This window comes from Homoserinimonas sp. OAct 916 (genome assembly GCF_003260275.1).
Lineage (GTDB): Bacteria > Actinomycetota > Actinomycetes > Actinomycetales > Microbacteriaceae > OACT-916.
Window position 1 is genome coordinate 138,225 of the sequence record NZ_QJHB01000005.1, and the last position, 12,512, is coordinate 150,736.

Consider the following 12,512-nt stretch of genomic DNA (forward strand, 5'->3'; position numbering starts at 1 on the left):
ACCCGGAAGATCACTTCTCTTCTGCGGTCAGCACAAGCGTGTGTTCAGCAGTGAAGGCGACGCGGTCGAGCGTGTACAGCCATTGCCGCGTCTCGTGGTTCTGCCACAGGGGGGTCTGGTCGGCATAGTTCGGGTGGAAGGCGTGTCCTGATGAGCCGGTGAGGTTGATCCAGGTCGACTCGTCCCAATCGTTCAGGTCGAGCACCTGCCGCATCGACGGCACCCAGTTCACCTCGTACCCTTGGGTGGCATCCCAACCGACCGCGTTCACCACGGCGGAGGCTCCGCCAACCCCATACGGGCCGCGGTTGAACAACCACTCGATCGGTGCGATTCCTGATTCGCCGAAGCTCGCATTCGTGAGAGTGAGTGTATGGATGCGATCCCAGCGCCAGCTATCGGTGTTGGCACCCATGAGATCTTTCGCCTCGATGCATGCCTCCTCCAGGGCGTAGGCGAGCATGGCGTCACGCCCGGTGATACCCAGCGTCTGGTTCGTCCACCACCGGGAGTTCGGCTCGTCGAGCAGCGACTCGACCACCGCGAAGGAGCGGTCGCCGCCGGTCATGTGGGTTCCGTCGGGCAGCGTGTCGTCGAACATGGCCACCAAGAGGTTGCGCCAGACGATGTTGAAGTAGGCGGCCGCCGCACTGTCGGGGTCGACGGCGAAGTTCCAACCGTTGAACAGGGCAACCGCCTTTGAGGTCTGGTCATCGACGGAAACCGCTTTCAGCGCCGGCACCAGCGTCTGGGCGATCGCCAGGTGATTGTCTGCCTGCACCGCCCCGATCTGTTCAGCCGAGATCGGGTCGCCGGTGGCGATCAGGTCTTTCAGCCGGGTCTCGATCTGCTGGGCGCGGTACCCGAGATCCCAGTCCCTGGTGATCAGGTGTGGGTATTCGGGCCCGACCGCGGCGTTGTTGGCGGTGACGATGTACCCGGACTTTGGGTTGAACACCGACGGGAGTTCCTCGAACGGAATGTAGGAGGTCCAGTCGAATTCGCTGGTCCAGCCCGGGTTTGGCAGGGTTCCGTCGCCTTTGGCACGAATCGGGATCACCCCCGGCGCCTGGTAGCCGATATTTCCATCCTTGTCTGCGTACAACAGGTTCTGGCTCGGCACGTCGAACAGGGCGGCAGCTGCTCGAAACTGGTCCCAGTCCTGCGCGGTGTTCATCGCGAAGATGGCAGAAGGCGTGAAGCCTGCTGACAGCGCGGTCCACTTGAGGCTCAGCGCGTAGCGGGCATCACCGGGTTCAGGAAGATCGACCGCAACCGGATACTCGTCGGCCAGAGATGAGAATTGGCCAGCCAGGTCGCTCATCAGCGGGCCGTGTTCGGTCGCCCTGATTGTGAGGCTCACGTCGTCACCATTGGCGACCGTGATCGTCTCTGTGCTCACGTCAAGTGGCTTGGACTCCCCATCGAACTCGTAGTTGTCTCCGGTCACCTTTTCCAGGTACAGGTCAGCGACGTCCGGCCCCAGGTTGGTGAACCCCCAACCTATCTGGGAGTTGTGTCCGATCACGACTCCCGGCAGCCCGGAGAAGCTGTAGCCGGACACGTCGAACGGACACTCGTCGCCGATCGTTTCGCAGCGCAGGCCGATCTGGTGCCACACCGACGGCATGGCCGGCCCCAGGTGCGGGTCGTTGGCCAGGATCGGCTTTCCGGTGTCACTCAGGCTTCCGTCGATCACCCAGGAGTTCGAACCGATTTCACCGCCGGCCGGCCCCAGCAGCTCCGGAATCGTATCCAGCGATGCACGCAACGCTGTCGCCGCGGCCCTCAGCCCGGCGGTTGCCGCCTCATTTTCGGCGACAGCGGACGTTGTCGGCTCCGCGAGCGGAACCAGGTCACCGGCGGAGGCTGCATCAGTGGCATCCTTGCCGGTCTCATTCTCGTCAGCAGACACAATCGTCGGATGCTCCCCGTACGGGTAGTCCGGGTGCAGCTGCTGAACCTCGGCCGGGTCGAGCACCGTCGACAGGAGGGCGCGGTCGATCTCGTCCTCGAGGTTCGACCTGAGATCCCAGGCCATCGCCTTCAGCCAGGCAACCGAATCGGCGGGCGTCCACGGTTCGGGCGCATAGTCGGAGTTCTGGAGACCGAGCACCACATACTCCAGGGAGAGTTCGGCGCCTGAGTGTGACGCCAGATACTCATTGACGCCGTCGGCATACGCCTGATAGTAGCCGAGCGTCCGAGCATCGAGCATGCGCACCTCTTCTTCGGCGACCTTGCGCCACCCGAGAGTTCGAATGAACGCGTCAGTGTCCACCTGGCTCTCACCAAAGAGTTCGGCCAGCCGCCCCGAGGTCACGTGTCGGCGAAAGTCCATCTCCCAGAAGCGGTCCTGGGCCTGCACGTAGCCCTGGGCGCGAAAGAGATCTGCGGAGTTCTTGGCCACGATTTGCGGGATGCCGGCGTCGTCGCGGTAGACCGACACGTCTTCTGAAAGTCCGGCCAGATGCACTTCACCGCCGTACATGGGAAAGGAACGGGTCACCGTCCAGACGCCGACCCCGGCCAGGACCACGGCGACGGTGAGGATGAGCACCCCAGAGATGATGAGAGTGCGGCGGATGATGCGTCGTCGTCTGGTGCGTGGTTTCTCGTTCTCCACGTCACTCCTTCGCGAGTCGGTTCGGTGCGGCCTGAAGCCGAGCAATATTCACTCAGAAGAGTATGGCAGGAGGCCGGGAATCGGCGAAACTCTGGTCAGCTCAGCTCGGGTCTTTTTCGCTGGGCAGGACGCGCTGGTGTGTGTTCGCCGTTCCAGACGCTTACGATCCCCCAGGCCACGGCCGCGATCGGCACCGACAGCACCGCGCCGACGATACCGCCGAGAACCGTGCCGACCGTCAGCGCGAACAGGATCACCAGTGGGTGCAGTTTCAGCGAACGCCCCATCAGCACCGGTTGCAGCAGGTTGCCCTCCAACTGGTTCACCAGGATCACGATCGCGACAACGATCAGTGCGGTGATCGGGCCGTTGGCGACCAAGGCGACGAGGGCGGCGAGGATCCCGGCCACCGTGGCTCCGACGAGCGGGATGAACGCCGTCAGGAAGACGACCACCGCGAGCGGCAGCGCCAGCGGCACCTGCAGGATGAACAGCCCCAACCCGATGCCGATCGCATCGGCTGCGGCCACGATCGCGGTGCCGCGCACGTAGTCACCGAGGGTGGTGACGGTCTTGTGCCCGACCCGTTTGGCGCGCGCGTAGGAATCGCCGGTGAACGGGCGAAGGATGAACTCCCAGATGCGCGGCCCGTCCTTGAGGAAGAAGAACAGCGTGAAGACTATCAGGAAGAGTCCGGTGATGAAGCTGGCAGCTGCAGATACCCCGGCAAGCGCGCCGAGGCCGAATTGGCTGCTCGTGAAGAAGTCGGTGAGGGTGTTTTTGAACTGGTCGAACTGGGCATCCGTGATGTCGAACGGAAGGTGAACCAGGTAGTCGCGAAGCTTGACGACGCCCTCGGCTGCACTGGTCGCCAACTCACCCCACTCATCGCGCACCGCCGCGACGATCAGCCAGACGACGCCGGCGACGACGATCAGGATCGACAGCATGGCCGTCCACGCCGAAAGCATCGGGGACACACCCTTGCGTCGCATCCAGGCCACGAACGGCCGAATAGCCGAGGCCAGGATCAGGGCGATCGTGATCGGGATGAAGACCAGGCTCAACTGGGTGAGAATCAGCACCAGGATTGCCACCAGCAGGAGCACCACGACAATCTGCACACTGCGGGTCGCGATGCTGCCGAAACGGTCGCTCCACAGCTTCGACCCACTCGGTGCGGGTTGTGCGGGTTGTGCGGGTTGTGCGGGTTGTGCGGGTTCGGCGTGTTCTGCGGGCTCTGCGGGCTCGACAGGGGTTGCCAGGCGGCTGCGGAAGAGTCTCATGACGAACAAGAGTACGGGAGGTGCGCCTGATCCTCGCACTTCGGCGGTGGCGTTTGGCAGATCGCCAGGGCTGAGTAAGGGCCCGGTTGCGGCTGGCCCTTGACACCGCCGCTTCAGGTCATTAGGTTCTATAGTGCACTATAGAACCTAGGCGGTGGGATGTTTACAGATGACAGTCCGATCTTTCAGCAACTCGCAGACCGAGTGGCCGAAGACATCCTGAACGGAACGTATCCGGAAGACACCGGCGTGCCGTCCACCAACGAGTATGCCAGCTTCTATGGAATCAGCCCGATCACCGCGGCGAAGGGGATGAACGTGCTGGTCGAACAAGGCCTCCTGTACAAGAAGCGCGGCATCGGAATGTTCGTGGCACCCGGCGCACCCGCGCAGCTGCGCTCGGAGCGTCGGGCAGCGTTCCGCGATCAACACGTTGCTCCGCTCCTTCGCGAAGCCGCGCTGCTCGGGATCGACCCCCAAGAACTCGCCCAAATGATCAACCAGAAAGAGAGCTCATGACACACGCACTGGATATCCAACAAGTGACGCGCAGCTTCGGGCGCACGGCGGCCGTCGACAACGTCAGCTTCCAGGTGCCGGAGAACTCCATCGTCGGGCTGCTCGGCCGAAACGGCGCCGGCAAGACCACACTGATGTCAATGCTGGCCGGCCAGGACCGGCCAGACACCGGCACCGTGACGGTGCTCGGCGACAAGGTATTCGAACGCGCGAACACGCTCTCCGGGATCAGCTATGTTCGCGACAACCAGCGTTACCCCGACAACTACATGCTCCACCACGTGCTGCGCATCGCGCCGGCCTTCAAGCCGAACTGGAGCCGGGAGCTCGCCGACGAACTCGTCGACGGTTTCCGTATCCCGGCAAAGACGAAGATCACGAAGATGTCCCGCGGGCAGCTCTCCTCCGTCGCGATCGTGCTCTCGCTGGCATCCCGCGCCCCGATCACCCTGCTCGACGAGCCCTACCTCGGCCTCGACGTGACCGGTCGTGCCCTGTTCCACCGGGTATTGCTCGACGACTACCAGACGCATCCACGCACGATCGTGCTCTCAACACATCTGATCGAGGAATCGGCGGCCCTGCTCGACCGGGTCGTGATCATGGACAAGGGCCGGATCGTGGTCGACGACGAGACCGAGAACGCCCGAGACGGGGCTTTCGTCGCCAGTGGCCAGACCGACGCCGTCGGGCGCCTGCTCGTGAACCACCGGATACTCGAGACTCACACCGTGGGCGCACTGGCATCGGTCACCGCGGCCGGCACCCTCGACGACACCCTGCGCCAGAGCGCCCGTGTAGCCGGCGTGCAGCTCGCTCGGGCATCACTGCAGGAGCTGGTCTCCGCCTACGGCGTGAACGAATCCACCTCAGAGACGAAAGAGAAGGTACGAGCATGAGCACCGTTGTTTCCACCACCAAGCTGCACCTGAACAAGCGTGAGGCGACGTTTGCGGTGCCGCTGTACATCACAGCCATGGTGGCCGTGATCTCCGTGCTGATCTCTTTGTTGTTCCTCCGGGCCGGCAGCGTGCCGGGCTCCGCCGAATGGATCGAAAGTTCGCGAATGAACCCGGGCATGATCTATGCCCTGTCGGGCTTCTTGGTCTACCTCGGGGTGCAGTCTGTCGCAACGACGTTTCCATTCGCACTGACACTGGGTTCCACCAGGCGCTCCTTCGCGGCCGGCACGCTGGTCTGGAATGTGATCATGTCGGCCTACCTTGCCGTCGTCTTCGCAGTGATGCTGATGTTGGAGCTCGCCACGAACCACTGGTTCGCCGGTTTCTACATTTTTGACATCATCGTCTTGGGTGCGGGCGACCTGAGACTGCTCATTCCGATCGTGTTCCTGTCGACGCTCCTGCTGCTCACTGTCGGTGGCGTCTTCGGGGCGTCGTGGGTACGCTACGGGGCCAACGGGCCGGTCGTCCTGGGTGTCGGCATCGGCATCGTGATCATCCTTGCGCTGATCGTGCTCATCCCCCAGCTCCCCAGCATGTTGGCCTCGTTCGAACTGTGGTGGCTTGCCATCGCAGCCGTCGTCGCCATCCTGGCTTCGTCGCTTGGAACCTGGACGTTGTTGCGCTCGGCAACGGTGCGCTGAACCAAACAGTGACAGCGAGCCGCTCAGCGAGCAGAGCGAAGGAGCGGTAAGGGGCATGACGGCTCAGTGCATGACCGCGCAGTGCTGGACGACTCAGGGAAGGATCGGCCCGATCGACAGCATCAGGCACAGGGCGAGAATCATGACCAGGGAGAACCCGAACATCTTTCTCGCCCACGCCGCGCTGTCGGCCGCACGCAGTCCCTTCACGCCGAGCCAGATCCAGTACACGCCGAGGGCACCCATCACCACGGCATAGACGATGCCGACGTGGCCGAAGACCGGCAGCAACATGGTGCTCACGACGAATGCGACGGTGTAGAGCAGAATCTGCACCTTCGTGTACTCGATTCCGCGTGTGACCGAGATCACCGGGATACCCGCCTCGGCGTACTCGTCATGGCGGTAGATCGCGATGGAATAGAACTCTGGCATCTGCCAGAAGAACAGCATGAGGAACACGAGCACGGCGCTGATATCGACGGCCCCGGTCACCGCGACGTACCCGGCGAGGATGGGTGCGGCACCCGAAACACTGCCGACGAGGGTTCCGTGGATCGACATGCGCTTCGACCACATGCCGTACAGCACCACGTAGACCAGGAATCCGCCCACGCCAACCGCGACGACCAACCAGTTCGTCCAGACGATCAGGATTGCAATGCCGATGACGCCCAGCAGGATCGAGAAGATCGTCGCGTTGCGGGCTCCGATGCTGCCGGTCACCGTCGCACGCTTCTTGGTGCGCTCCATGACGGTGTCGATGTCACGGTCGAGCACGTTGTTCAACACTGTGGCGGAGGCGATCACCATGGAGGTGCCGACTATCAGGGCCACAAACAACCACAGATTCACTGCACCGCGACTGGCGAGCAGAAAGCCGGCGGCTGCGGTGAGCACGTTTCCGTACAGCACTCCGGGCTTCGTCAGCGAATAGTACCGCGTGACTGTGTCACGAATACCGTGGCCACTCGCCCGAGCGGCGATGGCTGAATCCGTACCGTCCGCCCCCGTTTGAAAGGCATACGATTCACGCGAGGTCATACGAGAGAAACTCCAGTCGAAGTGCGGCCAGGGTTCAGCATAGCTGTCCCGCGCCGGGAAAAGTCCGGACCGAGAGCACACTGAGGTGACGCACCGAAACCACAGTAACGCCACAATAATTTTAGCTCATGGGGGTTGGGGGTTCCTGTGCGCAGGCCGCGCGTCCGTGCCGCGTCAGTGCGGATCGAACGACTGCGCCGTTTTCTGCAGCCGTTGCCGGTAGTCCGCCCACCAGGCGGTGTCCCCATCGGCCATGTTGTCATTGTCTTTTCGCAACCCGACGGTGCCGTCAATCAGCTCCCGCACCAGGTCGGCATGGCCCGCGTGACGGTGTGTCTCGGCAATCATGTGCACGAGAATGTGTTGCAGTGTGGTCTCCTGACGATTGGCCGGCCACCACAGAACCAGACCGACGGCATCCAGCGGCAACGTGTCGATCGTGGCGTCGGCATGGTCGATCACTCGGCGATAGAGTTCGACGATCTGTTCCCGGGGTTGGTCCCGGGTGGCCCACATGTCAACGTTCGGCTCGTCGTCGTCGTCGAACCACGCCGGCGGGTCACGAAGCGGTCGGCCGAATGTGTCCCCGAAATAGCCGGCCTCTGTGGCGGCGAGGTGCTTGACCAAGCCGAGTAGATTCGTTCCGCTCGGCACCAGAGGGCGCCGAAGGTCGTATTCGCCCAAGCCGTCGAGCTTCCAGATCACCGCCTCCCGCCCGGCTCGAAGGTAGCGATGCAGCACTTCTTTCGAATCGTCGTCAGCCATGACCTCCAGCGTTCCACCGCTGACACGTCGGTGCAAGTGGCGGGATTCAGCCCGGTACGCATCCGTTCACTGTCGCGGTCAACTCGTGAAGCGTCAGCCGCAATTGCGCAAACCCGTCGTCGGTCAAACCCGCCCCCGACTCCACCTCGCGACGCACCGAAGCAGCGTGCTCCTCGAGCCCGGCACCTTTCGGGGTCAGGTAGACCCGCACCACCCGCTCGTCGCGGTCGGTGCGCTCGCGTCGAACCAGACCAGATGCGTCCAGTCGTTTGAGCAAGGGCGACAGGGTTCCGGAATCGAGACCAAGCATCGCCCCCAGTTCGGCAACAGTCAGGCCGTCGCTCTGCCACAGCACGAGCATCACGAGGTATTGCGGGTAGGTGAGACCGAGCGCTTTGAGGCGGGGACGGTAAGCGCCCGCCACGGCTTTGGACGCCGCATAGAGCGCGAAACAGAGTTGGTCGGCCAGGCGTGCGTGGGTGCTTTCTGGCGTCATCCGCTTCCCACCCATTTCGATTCGTGCAGTTGATTGTGTACAACCAAGTTGTGTACGATCCAATTATATCCACATCACCCCGTTCAAGGAGAAGATCATGGCCGACACCTGGTTACCCACCCTGCAGACCGAAACCCCCGAAGACGGCTTCAACCTCGCCGTCAAGATGTCGCGCATCGGCGTGAAGGTGACCCAACCGTCTGCCGAAGTGCGTGATCGGCTTCGCCCGGAATACGCGGAGAACGCCGACAGTCTGACCGCCGCATCCCAGGTGATCGCGATCAACTTCCAGACTGTCGCGGCCGCCAACAACTACTGGCGCAGCTAGGCCGCATTGGCGCGGGCTTCGCTTCGGAGAAACTTGGGTTCCATCCCACCCGGAACCGCTACCTTTGGTAGATGACCTCAACCGAAGCCCCCGTCACATCCTTCAGCGAGCTCGGGCTCTCCGAACCCGTGCTCAAAGCGTTGAAGGAGGTCGGCTACGAGACGCCGTCGGCCATCCAGTCCGCGACCATCCCCGCACTGATGGCGGGCCGCGACGTGGTCGGCCTCGCCCAGACCGGAACCGGCAAGACTGCCGCGTTCGCCACCCCGATCCTGTCACGGCTGGATGTCACCCAGAAGACGCCCCAGGCGCTGGTGCTGGCGCCCACTCGCGAACTCGCACTGCAGGTCTGTGAGGCATTCGAGAGTTACGCCTCCCACTTGAAGGGCGTCAGCGTGCTTCCTGTCTACGGCGGGCAGGGCTACGGCGTACAGTTGTCGGCGCTGCGACGCGGCGTGCACGTGGTCGTCGGCACCCCCGGGCGCATCATGGACCACCTCGACAAAGGCACCCTCGACCTCTCCCAGCTGAAGTACCTGGTTCTCGACGAGGCCGACGAGATGCTCAAGATGGGTTTCGCCGAAGACGTTGAGACAATTCTCGCCGACACCCCAGAAGACAAGCAGGTGGCCCTGTTCTCGGCCACCATGCCTGCGCAGATCCGACGCATCTCCGGGCGGTACCTGCGCAACCCCGAGGAGATCTCGGTCAAGAGCAAGACCACCACCTCGGCGAACACCACCCAGCGCTACCTGATGGTCTCCTATCCGCAGAAGGTCGACGCGCTGACCCGAATCCTCGAGGTGGAGAACTTCGAGGCGATGATCGTGTTCACTCGCACCAAGAACGAGACCGAGACGCTCGCAGAGAAGTTGCGCGCGCGCGGCTATTCAGCGGCCGCGATCAACGGTGATGTGGTTCAGGCGCAGCGGGAGCGCACCGTGAACCAACTGAAATCGGGCAAACTCGACATCTTGGTGGCGACCGATGTCGCAGCCCGCGGACTCGATGTGGAGCGCATCAGCCACGTGGTGAACTTCGATATTCCGATCGACACCGAATCGTACGTGCACCGCATCGGTCGCACCGGGCGGGCGGGCCGCTCGGGTGACGCGATCAGCTTCGTCACGCCGCGCGAACGCCGCCTGCTGACCGCGATCGAGAAGGCTACCAGGCAGCCGCTCACGCAGATGCAGCTGCCAAGCGTCGATGAAGTGAACATCACGCGCCTGGCACGCTTCGACGACGCGATCACCGAGGCGCTCGGCCAGGTCGAGCTGATCAGCCAGTTCCGCGACATCGTCGGCCATTACATCAAGCACCACGATGTGCCCGAGGAAGATGTGGCCGCAGCCCTCGCCGTGGTGGCTCAGGGCGACACTCCCCTGCTGCTGTCTCCCGAGGCCGAACGGAAACAAAGATTCGATCGCGAGGAGCGGCCCGGCCGACCAGACCGCGAAGAGCGTTCCGGCCGCTGGGAGCGCGAGGAGCGACCCGGCCGGCGCGATCGGGGCGACCGGCAGGGCAGCCGCAGCAATGCGGGCCTCGCCACGTACCGTATCGCGGTGGGCAAGCGCCAGAAGGTCGAGCCGAGGCAGATCGTCGGAGCGCTGGCCAATGAGGGCGGATTGAGCCGTGAAGACTTCGGTGCCATCCAGATCCGCCCGGACTTCTCCCTGGTCGACCTGCCGGCAAACCTGTCTTCCGAGGTCTTCAAGAAGCTTGAGAACACCCGCATCAGCGGCAAGCTGATCGAGCTGCGTCCCGACCGCGGTGGATCGTCATCGAGCCCCGCCTACGGCAAAGAGCGTCCGCCGCGCAAACCTCGTCACGACTAGCCCCAGGCGGCACCGCTGACGTCTGCGCAGTCTGCACTACCTGCGCAGGGGCAGCCAGCAACAGTCACCTTCAGCAGTGCAGCATGGCTTCCAAGACGGTGTCACCGGAAGCACCGATTGTTCGGTCGTGCTACCAGCACAGGCACACCCCTTTTGGCAGGTGGGTCGGCCCGTCGTCGTGGTGAGACGAGGCGCGTATAGGCGAGGGATATTCCCTGTTCGCCTTTCCTCGCGGGTGGTCACGGGGGTGGTTCTCCAGGCGTTCGCGGTTCGGGTTGCTGAGCTGGGGGTGGGCTTGGTGATGTCGCCGGATGGGAAGCGGGTTTCGCCTTTGACTGGGCTGTGCGTTTCACGAGGGTGCGGTTGAGGTGGGTGGGCGCTTTGCTTGCGGGCCGCCAGATTGCGTTCGTCTCCAGCCAGGGTGGGGCCTTCACCTGGGGTGCCCCGGCAATCATGCGGACCATCCAGCCGGACGTCTCGATCGTGCGGTGGTGATACCAACAGAGAGAAACTCCGTTGTTCGTGTGCGTCGGGCCGCCGACGGCGTCGGGGATGACGTGGTGGATCTCGGTCCAATACGCCGGGATCGTGCAGCCCGGGATGATGCAGCCGCCATCGCGCAGGTTGATCGCCCGGCGTTGTTGCCGGTTGAACAGTCTTTGCTCGGTGCCGAGCGCGTTGATCGCCCCGTTCTCACCGATCACGACCAATTGGGTGCCGCCGGTACAGGCGTACTGTCTGACCGTGCCCAGCGAGACCGGGATGTCGATGCCGTCAATATGGCCCGCACCCCTACCGGCTTCGAGGTCTTCCGCCCGCACGCTGACCAGCACGGTCGGCGGGGCACCGCCGATGGTGGGCACGTCGCTGCTGCGGCTGATCAGGTCGACGATCGCGGCGAACACGTCGTGGCGTTGCTGGGTCCAACTACGGGGATCTTTCTCCCTGTGGTGCGCGTCGAGTTCTTCATCGGAGTAGAACGACGGTGCGCTGCGGGTGAAGATATAGGCGTCGAAGACCCGCTCCAGCTTCGCGTACACGTCGGGCATGAACGCATACCGGCCCACGATCAACCCGTCCTGGGCGGTGCCACCGCTGAACCCGCGCCGGCGGAGGGCCCGCTCCTCGAGCGGCCGGGCACCGTCCTGGTCGAGGATCGTTTGCCACACCTTCGCCTGCCGGCGAATCTCATCGGCACCCTCAGGGACCGGGCCGGCCGGACCGGTCCCGGTCGCCGCACCCACCAGTTCCAGCTCGGCACCCAGGATCCCGGTAACGCCGGCGACCGGCAACGCCGGCAACAAACCGGTCACAATCGCCTGCGCCGCATCGATGCCGAGCGCGCCGGCAGTGAAAGTCTCGGTGACGGCCGGGAACCGGGCGGGCAAGAGCTCCCCGGTCAGCGACCGGCGGGGCCGAAGCTGTTCACCCAAGGAGATACGGTCGCGGGCGGTGCGCCCAGACACCAGGGTGACTCGCTCGACCAGGTCGGCGCCGTTGCGGCAGCCCTTCTGCGCTGAGAGCCCGTCTTGGCCGAGTTCACTGCGGGACAGGTGGCCGATCTCGGCCGCGGCCATCACGCGCAGGGCGTCCAGGCGCCGACCGGCTCGCTCGATCGCCCCGGTGAACCCAAGCAATTCGTCACCGGACAGGCCGGTGAACGGGTCATCGGCGGTGAGCGCGGCCAGCTGTTCGCTGATCGTGTCGAGCTGCGGCGCCGGGTTGTTCATGCTTCAATTCAAGCACCAGCGACCGACACTCAACTCATCAAAACCCCTGTTCAGAGTAAGTTTCGTGGATAAATATTGACCGACCTGCCTGTGGAGGAGAAGTCTTGAGAAGTTCGGCGGATTCCACCCTGCATACGCAGGCCAGACGCAAGCCAGACGCAGCCCGATCCCGGATGATTATCACCCTCGACCCCAGAATAGGAGGGTTGCGTTTACGAGCCTTGCCGCGCCGCCCATTAATTTCTTCACCCAACACCGCGCAGGCGACGCTCGA

Annotated in this window: 11 protein-coding genes; 5 read left to right on the forward strand and 6 right to left on the reverse strand. The window is 63.7% G+C overall.

Annotated features, from left to right (window positions below):
* Positions 1-10 precede the first annotated feature (10 nt).
* Both DL891_RS07265 and DL891_RS07270 read right to left on the reverse strand, forming a co-directional pair.
* The gene (locus DL891_RS07265; protein WP_232819048.1) at positions 11-2,626 is read right to left on the reverse strand and encodes a penicillin acylase family protein; all 2,616 of its coding nucleotides are present in this window, start codon (positions 2,624-2,626) and stop codon (positions 11-13) included.
* A gap of 95 nt (positions 2,627-2,721) precedes the next feature.
* The gene (locus tag DL891_RS07270) at positions 2,722-3,912 is read right to left on the reverse strand and encodes an AI-2E family transporter (protein ID WP_111719763.1); all 1,191 of its coding nucleotides are present in this window, start codon (positions 3,910-3,912) and stop codon (positions 2,722-2,724) included.
* 159 nt (positions 3,913-4,071) lie between these two features.
* Between DL891_RS07270 and DL891_RS07275 the strand changes: the two genes are divergently transcribed.
* Genes DL891_RS07275 through DL891_RS07285 form a run of 3 tightly spaced genes read left to right on the forward strand, consistent with a single transcriptional unit; the run spans position 4,072 to position 6,037 of the window.
* A complete protein-coding gene (locus DL891_RS07275; RefSeq protein ID WP_111719764.1) occupies positions 4,072-4,431 on the forward strand; it encodes a GntR family transcriptional regulator in 360 nt (119 codons plus the stop codon).
* On the forward strand, positions 4,428-5,330 hold the full coding sequence (locus tag DL891_RS07280; RefSeq protein ID WP_111719765.1) for an ABC transporter ATP-binding protein: 903 nt from the start codon (positions 4,428-4,430) through the stop codon (positions 5,328-5,330). The genes DL891_RS07275 and DL891_RS07280 overlap by 4 nt, the downstream gene beginning before the upstream one ends.
* Positions 5,327-6,037, forward strand: coding sequence for a hypothetical protein (locus DL891_RS07285; RefSeq protein WP_111719766.1), 711 nt, complete (start codon positions 5,327-5,329; stop codon positions 6,035-6,037). Before DL891_RS07280 ends, DL891_RS07285 begins: the two co-directional genes overlap by 4 nt.
* 93 nt (positions 6,038-6,130) lie before the next feature.
* Here the strand turns inward: DL891_RS07285 and cyoE are convergent, their stop codons facing one another.
* The 3 genes from cyoE to DL891_RS07300 all read right to left on the reverse strand — a co-directional run bounded on the left by cyoE (position 6,131) and on the right by DL891_RS07300 (position 8,342).
* A complete protein-coding gene (gene cyoE, locus DL891_RS07290) occupies positions 6,131-7,081 on the reverse strand; it encodes a heme o synthase (protein WP_111719767.1) in 951 nt (316 codons plus the stop codon).
* 174 nt (positions 7,082-7,255) lie between these two features.
* Complete coding sequence (locus tag DL891_RS07295; RefSeq protein WP_111719768.1) at positions 7,256-7,846, reverse strand: DinB family protein; 591 nt, start codon at positions 7,844-7,846, stop codon at positions 7,256-7,258.
* Positions 7,847-7,892: 46 nt separating this feature from the next.
* Positions 7,893-8,342, reverse strand: coding sequence for a MarR family winged helix-turn-helix transcriptional regulator (locus DL891_RS07300; RefSeq protein ID WP_111719769.1), 450 nt, complete (start codon positions 8,340-8,342; stop codon positions 7,893-7,895).
* A 97-nt stretch (positions 8,343-8,439) separates the two neighbouring features.
* Here DL891_RS07300 and DL891_RS07305 point away from each other — a divergent pair, with 97 nt between their 5' ends.
* A complete protein-coding gene (locus tag DL891_RS07305) occupies positions 8,440-8,670 on the forward strand; it encodes a hexameric tyrosine-coordinated heme protein (RefSeq protein ID WP_111719770.1) in 231 nt (76 codons plus the stop codon).
* Positions 8,671-8,741: 71 nt separating this feature from the next.
* On the forward strand, positions 8,742-10,508 hold the full coding sequence (locus tag DL891_RS07310) for a DEAD/DEAH box helicase (RefSeq protein WP_111719771.1): 1,767 nt from the start codon (positions 8,742-8,744) through the stop codon (positions 10,506-10,508).
* A 239-nt stretch (positions 10,509-10,747) separates the two neighbouring features.
* On the opposite strand, the gene DL891_RS07315 is transcribed toward DL891_RS07310, so the two are convergent.
* A complete protein-coding gene (locus tag DL891_RS07315; RefSeq protein ID WP_111719772.1) occupies positions 10,748-12,238 on the reverse strand; it encodes an HNH endonuclease signature motif containing protein in 1,491 nt (496 codons plus the stop codon).
* Positions 12,239-12,512: the final 274 nt, after the last annotated feature.